Consider the following 16,405-nt stretch of genomic DNA (forward strand, 5'->3'; position numbering starts at 1 on the left):
TACAGGAAGAGGATAGAGCGAATTTATGCCAAAACGTACAGACATTAACAGCATCCTGATCCTTGGCGCAGGACCGATTGTTATCGGCCAGGCGTGTGAGTTTGATTACTCCGGTGCCCAAGCATGCAAAGCCCTGCGCGAAGAAGGATACCGCGTGATCCTGGTTAACTCCAACCCGGCTACCATCATGACCGACCCGGAAATGGCCGATGCGACCTACATCGAGCCGATTCACTGGGAAGTGGTCGAAAAAATTATCGACCGCGAAAAACCAGACGCTATTTTACCGACCATGGGTGGGCAAACCGCACTTAACTGTGCGTTAGATCTTGACCGCCACGGGGTATTGGATAAGTACAACGTCGAGATGATTGGTGCTAATGCCGATGCTATCGACAAGGCCGAGAACCGCGACCGTTTTGACAAAGCCATGAAGGCGATTGGTTTAGAAACACCCAACGCAGAAATGGCGCACAGCATGGAAGAAGCCTTTGACGTGCTGAGCCGATTGGGCTTTCCGTGCATTATTCGTCCGTCATTTACCATGGGCGGAAGTGGCGGTGGTATCGCCTATAACCGCGAAGAATTTGAAGAAATCTGCCGCCGCGGGCTGGATTTGTCACCCACCAATGAGCTGTTGATCGACGAGTCATTGCTGGGCTGGAAAGAATATGAAATGGAAGTGGTGCGCGATAAAAGCGATAACTGCATTATCGTTTGTACCATCGAAAACTTTGATCCCATGGGCATTCACACCGGTGACTCTATTACCGTTGCGCCGGCACAAACACTGACTGACAAAGAGTTCCAGATTATGCGTGACGCCGCGATGGCGGTATTACGCGAAATCGGCGTCGAAACCGGCGGCTCTAATGTACAGTTTGGTGTTAACCCCGATACTGGCCGCATGGTGATTATCGAGATGAATCCGCGGGTTTCGCGTTCATCTGCATTAGCTTCAAAAGCGACTGGCTTTCCGATTGCCAAAGTGGCTGCCAAATTGGCGGTTGGCTATACCCTGGATGAATTAGAAAACGAAATCACTGGTGGTGTAACACCGGCGTCGTTTGAACCGGCGTTGGACTACGTGGTGACCAAAATACCGCGCTTTAACTTTGAGAAATTTGCTAACTGTAACGATCGCCTGACCACCCAAATGAAGTCGGTGGGTGAGGTGATGGCCATTGGTCGTAACTTCCAGGAATCGATGCAAAAAGCCTTGCGTGGGCTTGAGTTGGGCGCTAACGGCTTTGACCCGCTGGTGGACCCAAAAGCTGACGATGCCCGCGGTAAAGTCATTCGTGAATTGAAAGAGCCGGGCGCCGAGCGTATTTGGTATATTGCCGACGCGTTCCGTTTAGGCATGACAGTGCGCGAAGTATTCGAACTGACCCACATCGATGAATGGTATTTGATTCAGTTAGAAGAATTGGTGTTGCTGGAGCGTGAAGTCGACGAGCTGGGGCTAGCCGGTCTTACTGCAGAGGTCATGACAGCATTAAAACGCCGTGGCTTTTCTGACAAACGCATTGCAGACGTGTTGCATGTGAGTGAGTCTGAAGTACGTAAAAAGCGCTATCAGTTTGATATCCACCCCGTGTACAAGCGGGTAGATACCTGTGCTGCGGAATTTTCTTCAAGTACTGCCTACATGTACTCAAGTTATGACGAAGAATGCGAAGCCGACGTTAGCGACCGCGATAAAATCATGGTGATTGGCGGCGGACCTAACCGTATTGGTCAGGGTATAGAGTTCGACTATTGCTGTGTGCACGCGGCGCTGGCGATGCGGGAAGATGGTTACGAGACTATTATGGTCAACTGTAACCCGGAAACCGTGTCGACTGATTACGATACCTCCGATCGCTTGTACTTTGAGCCAATTACGCTGGAAGACGTGCTGGAAATTGTGCGCATCGAACAGCCTAAGGGTGTGATCGTACAATACGGCGGGCAGACGCCATTGAAGCTGGCACGTGAATTAGAAGCTAACGGCGTACCCATTATTGGCACGTCACCGGATGCCATCGATCGCTCTGAAGACCGTGAACGGTTTCAGGCTGCGGTTCGTCGCTTGAACTTAAAGCAGCCGGAGAACTCAACGGTTACCGGTATTTCGCAGGCATTAACCGAAGCTGAACGAATTGGTTACCCGCTGGTAGTGCGTCCTTCATACGTGCTGGGCGGCCGGGCGATGGAAATCGTATACGACGAGCAGGACCTTAATCGTTACCTGACCGAAGCGGTTAAAGTGTCCAACGAAGCTCCGGTGCTACTGGACCGTTTTCTGGACAATGCCATTGAAGTGGACGTTGATGCTATTTGTGACGGTGAAGACGTGCTAATTGGCGGTATCATGCAGCACATTGAAGAAGCAGGCGTTCACTCAGGTGACTCGGCCTGCTCGTTACCTCCGTATTCGTTAAGCGACATCATTCAGGCCCAGCTGCGCGAACAAATGCGCAAGCTAGCATTTGAATTGAATGTAAAAGGACTGATGAATGCACAGTTTGCGGTTAAAGACGACGAGATTTATCTAATTGAGGTGAATCCGCGTGCCGCCCGTACGGTGCCGTTTGTGTCTAAAGCCACAGGTGTGCCGTTAGCTAAAGTGGCAGCACGGGTGATGGTGGGACAGTCGCTGAAGCAACAGGGCTACGTTAAAGAAATTATCCCACCTTATTATTCAGTTAAAGAAGTGGTAATCCCGTTTGCCAAGTTCCAGGGCGTTGATCCCATTCGTGGTCCGGAGATGCGTTCTACCGGCGAGGTTATGGGGGTTGGCGAGAGCTTTGAAGAAGCGTATGCAAAAGCCAACCTGGCAGCCGGTGAAGAGTTAGCGCGTAAAGGCAAAGCGCTGATATCGGTTAAAGACAGCGACAAACGTCGGTTGATGGATCTGGCGCGAGGCTTGTTAGCGTTAGGCTTTAAATTAGAAGCCACCCGCGGTACTGCCAAAATGCTGGCCGAGGACGGCATCGACTGCTCGGTGGTTAATAAACTGCAGGAAGGCCGTCCAAATATAGTTGATGCCATTAAAAATGGTGAGTACAGTTATATTATTAATACGGTTGAAGGGCGCCAGGCGATAGAAGACTCAGTCTATATTCGTCGCGAAGCGCTGTTGAATAAAGTGATTTACACCACCACATTGAATGCTGCGTTTGCCACGGTTAAAGCCAATACGGCCGATGACCGTGCGCGAGTAAGCTCAGTGCAGGAGTTACATAAAAGGGTAGAATTATTATGAACCAGATTCCAATGACGGAACGTGGTGCGCAGCAATTACGAGATGAATTGAAGCGTTTAAAAACGATCGACAGACCACGCATTGTCGAAGCCATTGCTGACGCACGTGAACACGGCGATCTTAAAGAAAATGCCGAGTATCACGCGGCGCGTGAGCAACAAGGATTTTGCGAAGGTCGAATCCAGGAAATCGAGTCGAAACTGTCTAATGCGCAGATTATCGACGTAACCAAAGTGCCGAATAACGGTAAAGTCATTTTTGGTTCGACAGTGACAGTTTACAACACCAAAACTGACGAAGAAGTCAGCTATAAAATCGTCGGAGACGATGAGGCTGATATCAAATCTAATTTGATTAGCGTTAACTCACCGATCGCCCGGGCACTTATCGGTAAAGAGGTGGATGATGTTGCAACAGTGACGACACCTAACGGCGAAGTTGAGTATGAAATCGTAGAAGTTAAATACATTTAACGACATATTTCACTTATTTGCTCAAAAAACCAGCGTTTAACGCTGGTTTTTTTATTTTTACAGCAATTTAAGTTGTTCTCGCCTTGTTTAATAAAATCCTATTTTGTATAAATAATCACAGAAAGCGCTGGGGCTGTCCCAGGCTAATAACCATGGAAGGGAATCCATATATGAAGCCCGTACGTTATCCGTACAGTGCGTCATCAGTGCCGCTGGGGGTCACTGAGTGCATGCACCGATTAAAATCTGTTATTAATGCCAGCACCATAAAAGAGGTTGTGCACTGGCTTGGCGTCGATTACCAACATTACAAAAATTGGAAACATCGCGGCATTATTCCATACAGCTTAATCGTGCCGAAACTGTTACAGGTAGGTTATTCAGTCGACTGGTTATTTGCGCCCGGGGTAAAGCTATTTTATCCGCCGCCGTTGGTTAGTACGCCGATGCAATCGCCGATGGTAGAGGAAGAACAACAGCAGTACCGCCACTATATGAAAGCGATTAAAAAAATTGAACCGTTACTGGAACAAAATAATCTCAGTAATATAGAGCACAATCGACGTGAATTAGTTGGCGCGTACTTTCACGCATTTGAGGGATGGATGAGTTTAGATAGTTCGTTGTCCTATATTGCCAGAGCCACGGCGATAGAGCCGGTCGCCCGTGACCTGGCGATGCAGGGCTAGTTCAGCCGCGCGGCAGATGGATAACCGGTTCGTCTGCCTGCTTGTATATAATCAGTGTTTTACCAATTACCTGAATCTTTTCCGCGCCAGTTTCGGCTACAATAGTTGCCATAATTTGCTGGCGCAACTCACGCTCCTCTTCAGGCACCTTGATTTTAATTAGTTCATGATCGTGCAGGGCTTGCTCGACTTCAGCCAGCACGCCTTCGGTCAGGCCATTGGCACCTAATAGAACCACCGGCTTAAGGCTGTGTGCTTTGCCTTTCAGGAACTGCTTTTGCTTATTGCTTAATGACATTAGATAATACCGTTACGTTTGACTTGAATTTTGACCATTGTAACGCCATCTAGGGTTAGCAAGCCAGAAAAAACAACGCAAAGCCACCATTGATGTGGCGAAAGAGTATGGGAATAAAGTATGGGAAAAAAGCGGAGTTCCAGCAGCCGTCGCTGGCTTGATGAACACTTTAAAGACCATTTTGTGCAAAAAGCGCAAAAGCAGGGGCTACGCTCGCGCGCTGTATTTAAACTGGAAGAGATCCAGCAACGCGATCGTTTAATTAAAAAAGGCCAGACGGTAGTCGATCTGGGCGCTGCACCCGGCGGATGGTCACAATACGTTGCCGATTACTTTAATGGCGACGGCCAGATTATTGCTTGTGACATTTTACCGATGGACCCAATCGCCGGTGTAGATTTTCTACAAGGTGACTTTCGGGAAGAAGCTGTATTAAATGCACTATTGACCCGAATCGGCGGTAAAAACGTAGATGTTGTATTATCGGATATGGCGCCCAATATGAGTGGTAACGGCACTGTCGATCAGGCGCGCTCCATGTATCTGGTGGAGTTGGCACTGGACATGTGTCATCAGGTCTTGAAACCTGGCGGCTCTTTTGCGGTCAAAGTATTTCAGGGGCAAGGGTTCGAAACGTTTTTACAAGACGTTCGCGCCGCGTTTAAGCAAGTGAAAACCCGAAAGCCAGACTCATCGAGGTCACGATCTCGCGAAGTCTACTTGGTAGCGACAGACTACAAACTATAGTACCCTGTCAAAAGCTGTAATTTTTTTAATTTTATTAGAGGTAATAGGCTTTGAGCGATATGGCAAAAAATCTCATCTTGTGGCTGGTAATAGCCGTTGTGCTGATGAGCGTTTTTCAGAGCTTCAGTCCGGGTGAAACCAAAGGTTCACAAATGGCCTACAGTGAATTTGTAAGCCAGGTGAACAATGGCAATATTCGCCGTGCTGACTTTGGCGAAGATGGACGCACAATTAACGGCATGACAAACAATGGTCAATCATTTAAGACCGTTGTTCCAACCCAGTATGACCCGAAAATCCTGGATGATTTGCTGGCAAATAATGTACAGACACAGGGTACTCCGCCGGAAGAGCCTAGTATTCTAACCTCTATCTTTATTTCCTGGTTCCCGATGCTGCTGTTGATTGGCGTATGGATTTTCTTCATGCGACAAATGCAGGGTGGCGGCGGCCGAGGTGCGATGTCTTTCGGTAAAAGCAAAGCGCGCCTGATGAACGAAGAGCAAATGAAGACAACGTTTAAAGACGTTGCCGGTTGCGACGAAGCCAAAGAAGAAGTGGTGGAACTGGTTGATTACCTAAAAGACCCTTCTAAATTCCAGCGCCTGGGCGGTAAAATCCCCAAAGGCGTGCTGATGGTGGGACCGCCGGGTACCGGTAAAACGCTGCTGGCGAAAGCCATCTCGGGTGAGGCAAAAGTTCCGTTCTTTAGTATTTCAGGTTCTGACTTCGTCGAAATGTTCGTCGGTGTCGGCGCGTCTCGTGTACGCGATATGTTTGAACAGGCTAAAAAATCAGCACCCTGCATCATCTTTATTGACGAAATCGATGCCGTCGGTCGTCAACGCGGCGCCGGTCTTGGTGGTGGTCACGATGAACGTGAACAGACCTTGAACCAGATGCTGGTCGAAATGGATGGCTTTGAAGGTAACGAAGGTATTATCGTTATCGCTGCAACTAACCGTCCTGACGTACTAGACCCGGCGTTACTACGTCCGGGACGTTTCGACCGTCAGGTTGTTGTTGGCCTACCCGATGTTCGCGGGCGTGAGCAAATTCTAAAAGTTCACATGCGCAAAGTGCCGTTGGGCGACGATGTTAAGCCTGAGTTGATCGCACGTGGTACTCCAGGATTCTCTGGTGCCGATTTGGCTAACCTGGTTAACGAAGCAGCCCTGTTCGCTGCACGCGGTAACAAGCGTACCGTCAGCATGGAAGAATTCGATAAAGCCAAAGATAAGATCATGATGGGCGCAGAACGTCGCTCGATGGTGATGACCGACGACGAAAAAGCGATGACCGCTTATCACGAAGCCGGCCACGCAATCGTCGGACGGTTAGTACCAGAGCATGATCCGGTTTATAAAGTATCGATCATCCCACGCGGCCGTGCCTTAGGTGTGACCATGTACCTGCCGGAACAGGATCGGGTTAGTCACAGCAAGCAACAGTTGGAAAGCATGATATCCAGCTTGTTTGGTGGCCGTCTGGCAGAGCAAATTATCTATGGTTCTGACAAAGTCACGACCGGAGCGTCAAACGACATCGAGCGAGCAACCGAAATCGCCCGTAAGATGGTGACGCAATGGGGCTTGTCGGACAAAATGGGTCCATTGCTGTACGCCGAGGACGAGAACGAGGTGTTCTTAGGTCGCTCAGTAACACAGCATAAGCACATGTCCGACGACACGGCACGTGCAATTGACGAAGAAATTAAGTCAGTTATCGATTCGAACTATCAACGCGCGAAGAAGATCCTGGAAGAAAACGAGGATATCTTACATTCGATGAAAGACGCGTTGATGAAGTACGAAACCATCGATGCCGATCAAATCGACGATCTGATGAACCGTCGCGATGTGCGCAAGCCGAAAGGCTGGGACGACTCCCGCGACGACGGTGGTGACACCGGCGGTGGTTCAGCAAAAGCTGAAAACACCGAAGAGCGCCCCGAGCGCCCCATCAACGTCGAAAAGCCAGGTGACGCCACGTCATAACCTGGCCCATAATAAAAACCCGCCGCCGGCGGGTTTTTTGTGTTCGGACTAGCGCAGTGAAAAGCCGGGCGGAAGTGCCGCCTTTAGTCGAACATCGCGGGTCGTTTCAGGGGGACGCTGCAAGTACATCCCTGTAAGCTTGTTTCCGGCCATCCATGGCCTCCAACACCCCCTGAAACGACCCGCGATATTCAACCACGGCGGCACTACCGCCCGGCTTCTCACTGCGTAGATAGAGAAAGTCGCTAATAGCTAATTAGTCAAATGATCTTCTGTGAAGGAAGGGTGGGGATGTAATTGGTGTAGCTGAGCGTTGGGGGGCCTTTGCCGGGGGTGTTGGAGGCCATGGATGGCCGGAAACAAGCGTACACGGACGTACTTGCAGCGTCCCCCGGCAAAGGCCCCCCAATGATCAGGTAAAGCCAGTTACGTCCCCGTCCTTCCCGAGCCCTGAATGTGACGAGGAAAACGAAATGAACAAACAAACACTGCCGTTGCGGGTGATGGGGATTTTGAATGTGACGCCGGATTCGTTTAGTGACGGGGGCCGGCATCAGTCGGTGGATAAAGCGGTGGATCATGCGGCGCGGATGCTGGACGAGGGGGCTGATATTCTTGATATTGGCGGGGAGTCTACGCGGCCGGGGTCGGAGGCTGTGGCGACGGAGGAGGAGCTGCAGCGGGTGGTGCCGGTGCTGGAGGCGATTAAACAGCGCTTTGATGTTTGCGTATCGGTGGATACGACCAAGCCTGAGGTGATGCGCGCTGCTATTGGTGCAGGGGCTGATATGATCAATGACGTGCTGGCTTTGCAGGCGGATGGGGCGCTTGCGGCGGTGGCTGGCAGCAATGTTGAGGTTTGTGTTATGCATATGCAGGGTGAACCCCGTACTATGCAGCATGAGCCGCGTTATGACGATGTCGTGTGTGACGTTAAAGCCTTTTTACAGCGTCGTGTAGCCGCGTGTGAGGCAGCCGGGATTACTCGCGACCGCATTTGGCTGGATCCGGGCTTTGGCTTTGGCAAATCAATGCGCCACAACTATCAACTATTACAGCGGATGCAGGCGTTCCACGAACTGCAATTGCCTTTGCTGGTCGGTATGTCGCGTAAATCCATGATCGGTCATGTCACCGGAAGAGACGTTAGTGAGCGATTACCGGGCAGTTTGGCTGCGGCAACTATTGCAGCGCTCAAAGGAGCCCGTATAATTCGGGTCCATGATGTTAAGGAAACCGTTGATGCGATGCGTGTTGTCGCAGCAACGCTGGAAGGAGAATATTTGTGAGTGAAAGGAAATACTTCGGTACTGATGGTGTGCGCGGACGTGTCGGTGAGTATCCGATTACCCCTGAATTTGCGGTAAAGCTGGGCTGGGCTGCGGGCCGGGTATTGGCTGCTAAGGGCACGCGTAAGGTACTGGTGGGTAAGGACACCCGGGTTTCGGGTTACATGCTGGAATCGGCGCTGGAAGCTGGTTTGGCTGCAGCGGGTGTTAACGTCGACTTTTTAGGGCCGATGCCGACACCGGGTATTGCTTACCTGACGCGAACTTTTCGGGCTGCGGCTGGTATCGTCATCAGTGCATCGCATAATCCATATTATGACAACGGTATTAAATTCTTTGCCGACAATGGTCATAAATTACCCGATGCAACGGAACTCGAAATAGAACGTTTACTTGACCAGCCGATGGATTGTGTCGGCTCGGAACAATTGGGGCGTGCTAACCGTATCGCCGATGCGGCGGGTCGTTATATTGAGTTTTGTAAGGGCGTGTTCCCGTCAGAGCTATCGTTACAGGGGCTGCATATTGTGGTTGACTGTGCTCATGGCGCGACTTATCACATCGCTCCCAATGTGTTGCGCGAGTTGGGCGCTCAGGTCACCGAAATTGGCACCCAGCCAAATGGTTTAAACATTAACAAAGATTGCGGTGCAACGCATCTTGATGCGCTTAAAGAGACTGTCGTTAAGGTAAAAGCCGATTGCGGGCTGGCACTGGATGGCGACGGTGACCGGATCATGATGGTGACGGAAAAAGGCCGCGTTATCGATGGTGATGAGATCCTTTATATTCTGGCGGTTACTGCGCAGCATCAGGGGCAGTTGCAAGGCGGTCTGGTGGGCACGTTGATGACTAACTTTGCGTTAGAGAAAGAGTGTGAACGCCGCAATATTCCGTTCGTGCGGGCAAAAGTTGGCGACCGTTACGTGATTGAAGAATTGGTTAAGCGTGATTGGTATATTGGCGGTGAAAACTCGGGCCATGTTATTAATCGGCAATATCACACCACCGGCGATGGCATTATCGCCGGGCTGCAGGTGTTGGCGGCAATGCAGTTTGAAGGCAAGTCGTTGCATGAATTAAGCAAAGACTTTCATAAACTACCGCAGGTTTTGGTTAATGTGCGTTTTAGTCCGGGCGAAAAACCGTTGCAATCAGAGGCAGTAAAAGCGGTCGTGGCTGAGGTCGAAAATGCGTTGGCCGGCAAGGGCCGGGTATTGTTACGTAAGTCAGGCACTGAACCCTTGATTCGCGTTATGGTGGAAGGCGAGGACGAAAAAGTTGTCCGAACCTTTGCGCAACAAATCGCCAACGAGGTCGAAGCGGCTACAAATTAAACACTTAGGCGGGAGAGCAGAAATTGGCGCTTGTAACTGCGTCGGCGTTCAGCTACTATTCCCGCCGCTTTAACGATGGGAGTTGACATGGCCAATGCATCCTTAGTCATCGGTAACTGGAAAATGAACGGTAGCCAGGCGCTAACGCGTTCAATGGCAGATGCGCTGCGTGCAGCGGTGCCTTCATGCGGTGATACCAAGGTTGTTGTTTGTCCTCCATATACATTGTTGGCAGAGCTCACGCGTCATTGTTACTACGATGGCATTGCTGTGGGTGCGCAAAACGTCAATGCGAACGAAAATGGTGCGCATACCGGTGAAGTCTCGCTAACGATGTTAAAAGAATTAGCCGTGGAATATGTCATTGTCGGTCACTCAGAGCGTCGTGCGATGTACGGTGACGACAACAGTGCTGTAGCCGCCAAGGTTACTGCTGTGACGCAGGCAAAGCTAAATGCTGTGTTATGTGTCGGTGAAGACAAACAGCAGTATGATGCCGGTAATACCTGGCAGGTCGTCGAGCAACAGTTGCAGGCGGCATGCGCTGAGCTTACGCCGGAGCAGGCCGCTAAGTTGGTGGTTGCCTATGAGCCGATTTGGGCGATAGGTACGGGTGAAACTGCGACGCCGGCTCAGGCAGAAGAAGTTCACGCAAATATTCGTCAGTGGCTGGTAAAACGTTTTGCAGCCATTGGCGAAAAAATAGAAATACTTTACGGCGGCTCAGTAAAAGCGGATAATGCCGCCGAATTATTCGCGCAACAACACATTGATGGTGGTTTGATCGGTGGGGCGAGCTTAAAAGAAGACCAGTTCGTGGCCATTGTTCAAGCAGCACAAGGGTAAGTTATTATGTATGAAGTGTTACTTGTCGCCTTTTTAGTGGTGGCTATTGTCCTGATTGGATTTATCATGATCCAACAAGGTAAAGGCGCTGATATGGGCGCTTCGTTTGGTGCGGGTGCATCTAATACCGTGTTCGGTTCCGGAGGTTCTGGTAACTTTTTGACTCGTACAACGGCAGCACTGGCTGTGGTGTTCTTTATTTTGAGTTTGGTGTTGGGTAATTTATCGACCGATAGCTCGGACAGTGGCGAAGATTTTTCTGACTTGTCAGTGCCGGCAGAAGAACAGATGCAGACTCCGACTGAAGAAGACTCTGGTTCGGACGTACCGCCAACTAACTAAGTTAGTGGCAGAAATTAATGCGGATGTGGTGGAATTGGTAGACACGCTATCTTGAGGGGGTAGTGCTTTCGGGCGTGCGGGTTCAAGTCCCGCCATCCGCACCAAATTAAGTGCTTTAGCACTTGAAAATGCAAAGAAAATCCCTATAATATGTCACAAGTTTCGGACGCGGGGTGGAGCAGTCTGGTAGCTCGTCGGGCTCATAACCCGAAGGTCGTAGGTTCAAATCCTGCCCCCGCAACCAATTTTGGCAGCAGCGTTAGCAAATAGCGGCGCTTTTGTTAAAATGACTGACAAAGGGTCCAGTGTTTTAAAAGCCCCGCAGCAGCTCGGGGCTTTTTGCTATGTGGCCTAAGCTATCCGCGGATAGCCACAACACTGGGCGCTTGCGCCCTTTTTTTGTTTCAGGAGGCAGTTTGGCAAGTTTACAAGAACGGTTAACCGACATGATCCGTCCGGCGGTAGAAGCGTTGGACTTTGAGTTATGGGGTGTTGAGTTCGTCCGTGCAGGCAAGTTTTCGACGTTGCGGGTTTATATTGATAGCCCTAACGGCATTAACGTAGATGACTGCGGAGATGTGAGTTATCAGGTGAGTTCACTGTTGGACGTTGAAGATCCAATTACCACCGAATATAACCTGGAAGTTTCGTCGCCGGGCATGGAAAGACCGTTTTTTTATGCTGAACAGTTACCGCCATACATTGGCGAGACCCTGGCTGTTGAATTGAATGTGGCGCAGCAGAATAAACGCAAATTTAAAGCGCAATTGGATGCCGTCGAAGGCGACCAGTTGACGTTGACAGTAGATAACGAAACGCTTCAGGTGAGCATGCGCGATGTAAAGAAAGCTCACTTGGTTCCAACATTTGATTAAAGGATTGCGGTGGCGAGGCAGCACTCATGAGTAAAGAAATACTGTTAGTCGCAGAGGCGGTATCAAACGAGAAAGCAGTACCGCGCGAGAAAATTTTTGAAGCGTTGGAGTCGGCTCTTGCGCATGCAACTAAGAAAAAATACGACGGCGACATTGACGTCCGTATTGATATTGACCGTCAAACCGGTGAATTTGACACCTATCGTCGTTGGTTAATTGTAGAAGATAGTGACGAAGGGTTGGAGCATCCATACCGCGAAATCAGTTTGTCAGCAGCGCAGTACGAAGACCCGTCGCTTAACGCGGGTGATTACGTTGAAGAGCAAATAGAATCGATACAGTTTGACCGTATTACTACACAAACGGCCAAGCAGGTCATCGTGCAGAAAGTTCGCGAAGCTGAACGTGCACAGGTTGTCGATGAATATCGCGACCAGGTTGGCGAAATGGTTAGTGGTATTGTTAAACGCGCTAATCGCGAGCATGTCATTTTGGACTTGGGTAATAACGCAGAAGCGATCATTTACCGTGACGAAATGTTGCCGCGTGAATCTGTGCGGCTCGGCGACCGTGTACGTGGATTATTGTATGATGTACGTCCGGAAGCTCGTGGGGCACAGTTATTCGTTAGCCGCACGCATCCAGAATTTCTGTTAGAGCTGTTCCGCATCGAAGTGCCGGAAATTGGCGAAGAAATGATTGAACTTAAGGGTGCAGCACGTGACCCCGGCTCACGCGCTAAAATCGCAGTTAAAAGTAACGACCGTCGGATTGACCCTGTTGGCGCTTGCGTTGGTATGCGTGGAGCACGGGTTCAGGCAGTATCGGGCGAATTAGGCGGCGAGCGCGTCGACATCGTGCTATGGGACGATAATCCGGCGCAATTCGTGATTAACGCCATGGCGCCGGCCGAAGTTGCATCGATTGTCGTGGATGAAGATGCACACACCATGGATATCGCCGTAGCGGCCGATAACCTGGCTCAGGCGATTGGTAAAAGTGGTCAAAACGTGCGTTTAGCCAGTCAGCTGAGTGGTTGGACGCTTAACGTAATGACCGAAGACGAGTTCAATGAAAAGAACGAAGCCGAAGCGCAACGTTTATTGGACTTGTTCATGAATAACCTTGATATCGATGAAGACTTTGCCGCTGTATTAGTGGACGAAGGCTTCTCGTCGATGGAAGAAGTTGCCTATGTTCCGGTAGCTGAGTTCCTCGAAATCGAAGGTATGGACGAAGATATTGTGGAAGAGTTGCGTGGCCGTGCGCGGGCGTACTTAACCACTAAAGCGCTGGCTAACGAGGAATCACTCGAGTCAGCTGAACCGGATGAATCATTATTGAACTTAGAAGGTATGGATCGCCACTTAGCTTATGTATTAGCGAGTAAAGGCGTAGCCACGCTGGAAGACCTGGCCGAACAGGGTATTGATGATTTGGCCGATATAGAAGAGCTGGATGAACAGCAAGCTGGCGAATTGATCATGAAAGCCCGCAATATTTGCTGGTTCAGCGAAGAACAGTAACGATCAGCGGAGGTACAACAGACTATGGAAGAAGTAACGCTCGATAAGCTGGCCAAAGATGTCGGTACAACAGTTGATCGTCTGATTCAGCAATTTGCTGAAGCGGGCATGAAAAAGCAACCCGGTGACGGTGTCACTGAAGACGAAAAACAAAAACTGCTTGCACATTTGAATAAACAGCATGGCGGTGGCGGTAGTGCCGGCCCCAGCAAGATGACACTTAAACGCAAAACCAAAAGCACACTGAGTGTTGGCGGTGGCGGCAGTAAATCTGTGCAAGTCGAAGTACGCAAAAAGCGCACTTATGTCAAACGCTCAACGGCTGAAGAGGCTCAGCGTCAGGAAGAAGAGCGTCTGCAGGCGGAGCGCGAAGCTGAAGAAGCGAAACGTCGCGAAGAGCAGCAGAAGCTTGAAGAAGAGCAGCGCAAAGTAGCAGAAGCTAAGGCGAAGGAAGAGCGCGAGAAGGCTGAAAAGGAAAAAGCTGAGAAAGAAAAGGCGCGAAAAGAGAAAGAAAAAGCGCGCCAAAAAGCGGAAGCTGAAAAGCGTGCGGCGATGACGCCGGAAGAACGCGAAGCGGCTGACAAAGCCAAAGCTGAAGCCGAAAAACTTAAACGTCAGCAGGAAGAAGAAGCGCGTAAGAAAGCCGAGAAAGAAGCTGAAAAGCAGGCCGAAGAAGCGCGCAAACTGGCAGAAGAAAATGCCAAACGCTGGGAAGAAGAAGAGAAAAAACGTAAAGAGCAAGAGAAAGAAGACGTGCACTTTACAACCTCTTCAACGGCTCAGGAAGCTGAAGATGCGCAAGATTTTGACGAAGAGCGTAAAAGCCGTCGTCGCAGTAAGAAAAGCCGTCGCAAGGAAGAAGAAGCGGACGAGCGCACACCGCGTCGTGAGAAACGTCGCAAAGGCGGTCGCCGTCCTTCTACGCTGCAGCAAGGCTTTAATAAGCCAGCACAGCCGGTGGAGCGTGAAGTTAAAATTGGCGAGACCATCACCGTAGGTGAATTAGCTAACCGCATGGCTGTTAAAGCCAGCGAGCTGATTAAAACCATGATGAAGATGGGTGAAATGGTCACCATCAACCAGATCCTTGACCAGGAAACTGCCTCGCTGGTGGTCGAAGAATTGGGTCACAAAGCGGTTGTGGTTAAAGATAACGCGCTGGAAGAAGAGGTGCTGTCTGATCGTCACGAAGGTGGCGAAGAAGAGCCTCGCGCACCGGTTGTTACTGTTATGGGTCACGTTGACCACGGTAAAACTTCACTGCTTGATTACATTCGTAAAGCGAAAGTTGCGTCAGGCGAAGCCGGTGGTATTACCCAGCATATCGGTGCTTACCACGTCGAAACGGACCAAGGTATGGTGACCTTCCTGGATACGCCGGGACACGCTGCCTTTACCTCAATGCGTGCACGTGGTGCAGGTGCTACTGACGTGGTTATTCTGGTTGTCGCTGCTGACGATGGTGTTATGCCGCAAACCAAAGAAGCGGTACAACACGCAAAAGCTGCCGGGGTTCCGTTGATTGTAGCTATCAACAAGATGGATAAGGAAGAAGCGGATCCGGATCGGGTTAAAAACGAGCTGGCACAAATTGATGTTATCCCTGAAGACTGGGGTGGCGATGTGATGTTTATTCCTGTTTCTGCGCATTCCGGAATGGGTATTGATGAATTGCTGGAAGGCATCTTGCTGCAGTCAGAAGTACTTGACCTGAAAGCGGAAAAAACCGGCATGGCATCGGGTATCGTGGTTGAATCCCGACTCGACCGTGGCCGCGGACCGGTAGCAACGGTATTGGTACAACGTGGCTTGCTGAAGCAGGGTGATGTTGTATTGTGTGGCCTCGAATATGGCCGTATCCGTGCGATGCGTGACGAGACCGGTAAAGAAATTAAAGAAGCGGGGCCGTCTATTCCGGTCGAGATCCTGGGTCTATCCGGTGTACCACAAGCCGGTGATGAAGCAACGGTTGTTAAAGATGAGCGTAAAGCGCGCGAAGTAGCTAACTACCGTCAGGGTAAATACCGCGAAGTGAAGCTGGCTAAACAGCAAAAAGCGAAGCTGGAAAACATGTTCGCAAACATGGCTGAAGGCGACGTTTCTGAGCTTAATATCGTGTTGAAGTCTGACGTACAGGGCTCTCTGGAAGCGATCTCAGATGCTTTGGTTAAGCTGTCGACTGACGAAGTCAAAGTTAATATTATTGGCTCCGGTGTTGGTGGTATCACCGAAACTGATGTGTCGCTGGCCAGCGCGTCAAACGCTATCGTCGTTGGTTTTAACGTTCGTGCCGAAGCCGCAGCTAAAAAGCTGGTTGAACAGGAAAGTGTGGATCTACGCTACTACAGCGTTATCTATGACCTGATTGACGAAGTTAAAGCGGCAATGACCGGTATGTTGCAGCCTGAATTCAAGCAACAGATTATTGGTCTGGCAGAAGTTCGTGACGTCTTTAAGTCGCCAAAACTGGGTGCCATCGCAGGTTGTATGGTTACCGAGGGTATTGTTAAGCGTTCTGCACCGATTCGTGTATTGCGTGACAACGTGGTGATTTACGAAGGCGAGCTGGAATCATTGCGTCGCTTTAAAGATGACGTACAGGAAGTTCGCAACGGTATGGAATGTGGTATCGGTGTTAAGAACTACAATGACGTTAAAGAAGGCGACCAGATCGAAGTATTCGAGACCATTCAGGTTGAGCGTACGTTATAAGATCGGCGCCAGAGTATAAGAGAC

Annotated in this window: 13 protein-coding genes and 2 tRNA genes; 14 read left to right on the forward strand and 1 reads right to left on the reverse strand. The window is 50.2% G+C overall.

Going from position 1 to position 16,405, the window contains the following annotated elements:
• Positions 1-25 precede the first annotated feature (25 nt).
• The 3 genes from carB (at position 26) to DEU29_RS04725 (ending at position 4,412) form a co-directional block, all read left to right on the forward strand.
• Positions 26-3,250, forward strand: coding sequence for a carbamoyl-phosphate synthase large subunit (gene carB, locus DEU29_RS04715; protein ID WP_133539103.1), 3,225 nt, complete (start codon positions 26-28; stop codon positions 3,248-3,250).
• The gene (greA, locus tag DEU29_RS04720) at positions 3,247-3,723 is read left to right on the forward strand and encodes a transcription elongation factor GreA (protein WP_133539104.1); all 477 of its coding nucleotides are present in this window, start codon (positions 3,247-3,249) and stop codon (positions 3,721-3,723) included. Before carB ends, greA begins: the two co-directional genes overlap by 4 nt.
• Before the next feature lie 170 nt (positions 3,724-3,893).
• Complete coding sequence (locus DEU29_RS04725; RefSeq protein WP_133539105.1) at positions 3,894-4,412, forward strand: hypothetical protein; 519 nt, start codon at positions 3,894-3,896, stop codon at positions 4,410-4,412.
• Position 4,413: 1 nt separating this feature from the next.
• Here the strand turns inward: DEU29_RS04725 and yhbY are convergent, their stop codons facing one another.
• Positions 4,414-4,710: a ribosome assembly RNA-binding protein YhbY gene (yhbY, locus tag DEU29_RS04730; RefSeq protein ID WP_133539106.1), complete on the reverse strand. Its 297-nt coding sequence runs from the start codon at positions 4,708-4,710 to the stop codon at positions 4,414-4,416.
• Positions 4,711-4,830: 120 nt separating this feature from the next.
• Between yhbY and rlmE the strand changes: the two genes are divergently transcribed.
• The 11 genes from rlmE to infB all read left to right on the forward strand — a co-directional run bounded on the left by rlmE (position 4,831) and on the right by infB (position 16,381).
• A complete protein-coding gene (rlmE, locus tag DEU29_RS04735; RefSeq protein WP_133539107.1) occupies positions 4,831-5,457 on the forward strand; it encodes a 23S rRNA (uridine(2552)-2'-O)-methyltransferase RlmE in 627 nt (208 codons plus the stop codon).
• 50 nt (positions 5,458-5,507) lie between these two features.
• Positions 5,508-7,454, forward strand: a complete 1,947-nt coding sequence (gene ftsH / locus DEU29_RS04740; protein WP_133539108.1) for an ATP-dependent zinc metalloprotease FtsH — start codon at positions 5,508-5,510, stop codon at positions 7,452-7,454.
• Between the two features lie 473 nt (positions 7,455-7,927).
• Positions 7,928-8,743 (forward strand): dihydropteroate synthase, encoded by an 816-nt coding sequence (folP, locus tag DEU29_RS04745; protein ID WP_133539109.1) that lies wholly within the window; start codon positions 7,928-7,930, stop codon positions 8,741-8,743.
• The gene (gene glmM, locus DEU29_RS04750; RefSeq protein ID WP_133539110.1) at positions 8,740-10,080 is read left to right on the forward strand and encodes a phosphoglucosamine mutase; all 1,341 of its coding nucleotides are present in this window, start codon (positions 8,740-8,742) and stop codon (positions 10,078-10,080) included. The genes folP and glmM overlap by 4 nt, the downstream gene beginning before the upstream one ends.
• Positions 10,081-10,167: 87 nt before the next feature.
• Positions 10,168-10,926, forward strand: coding sequence for a triose-phosphate isomerase (tpiA, locus tag DEU29_RS04755; protein WP_133539111.1), 759 nt, complete (start codon positions 10,168-10,170; stop codon positions 10,924-10,926).
• Positions 10,927-10,932: 6 nt separating this feature from the next.
• Complete coding sequence (secG, locus tag DEU29_RS04760) at positions 10,933-11,268, forward strand: preprotein translocase subunit SecG (RefSeq protein ID WP_133539112.1); 336 nt, start codon at positions 10,933-10,935, stop codon at positions 11,266-11,268.
• Positions 11,269-11,287: 19 nt separating this feature from the next.
• A tRNA-Leu gene (locus tag DEU29_RS04765) sits at positions 11,288-11,372 on the forward strand.
• Between the two features lie 63 nt (positions 11,373-11,435).
• Positions 11,436-11,512, forward strand: a tRNA-Met gene (locus tag DEU29_RS04770).
• 172 nt (positions 11,513-11,684) lie between these two features.
• A complete protein-coding gene (gene rimP, locus DEU29_RS04775; protein WP_133539113.1) occupies positions 11,685-12,143 on the forward strand; it encodes a ribosome maturation factor RimP in 459 nt (152 codons plus the stop codon).
• A gap of 26 nt (positions 12,144-12,169) precedes the next feature.
• A complete protein-coding gene (gene nusA, locus DEU29_RS04780; protein ID WP_133539114.1) occupies positions 12,170-13,669 on the forward strand; it encodes a transcription termination factor NusA in 1,500 nt (499 codons plus the stop codon).
• Positions 13,670-13,693: 24 nt separating this feature from the next.
• Complete coding sequence (gene infB / locus DEU29_RS04785; protein ID WP_133539115.1) at positions 13,694-16,381, forward strand: translation initiation factor IF-2; 2,688 nt, start codon at positions 13,694-13,696, stop codon at positions 16,379-16,381.
• Positions 16,382-16,405: the final 24 nt, after the last annotated feature.

Source organism: Idiomarina aquatica, assembly GCF_004362895.1.
Lineage (GTDB): Bacteria > Pseudomonadota > Gammaproteobacteria > Enterobacterales > Alteromonadaceae > Idiomarina.

Excerpts from the sequence above, each read along its gene's own strand:
- secG (WP_133539112.1), top strand. The coding sequence starts at position 10,933 with ATGTATGAAGTGTTACTTGTCGCCTTTTTAGTGGTGGCTATTGTCCTG.
- carB (WP_133539103.1), top strand. The coding sequence starts at position 26 with ATGCCAAAACGTACAGACATTAACAGCATCCTGATCCTTGGCGCAGGA.
- tpiA (WP_133539111.1), top strand. The coding sequence starts at position 10,168 with ATGGCCAATGCATCCTTAGTCATCGGTAACTGGAAAATGAACGGTAGC.
- DEU29_RS04725 (WP_133539105.1), top strand. The coding sequence starts at position 3,894 with ATGAAGCCCGTACGTTATCCGTACAGTGCGTCATCAGTGCCGCTGGGG.
- greA (WP_133539104.1), top strand. The coding sequence starts at position 3,247 with ATGAACCAGATTCCAATGACGGAACGTGGTGCGCAGCAATTACGAGAT.
- rlmE (WP_133539107.1), top strand. The coding sequence starts at position 4,831 with ATGGGAAAAAAGCGGAGTTCCAGCAGCCGTCGCTGGCTTGATGAACAC.
- folP (WP_133539109.1), top strand. The coding sequence starts at position 7,928 with ATGAACAAACAAACACTGCCGTTGCGGGTGATGGGGATTTTGAATGTG.
- yhbY (WP_133539106.1), bottom strand. The coding sequence starts at position 4,710 with ATGTCATTAAGCAATAAGCAAAAGCAGTTCCTGAAAGGCAAAGCACAC.
- nusA (WP_133539114.1), top strand. The coding sequence starts at position 12,170 with ATGAGTAAAGAAATACTGTTAGTCGCAGAGGCGGTATCAAACGAGAAA.
- infB (WP_133539115.1), top strand. The coding sequence starts at position 13,694 with ATGGAAGAAGTAACGCTCGATAAGCTGGCCAAAGATGTCGGTACAACA.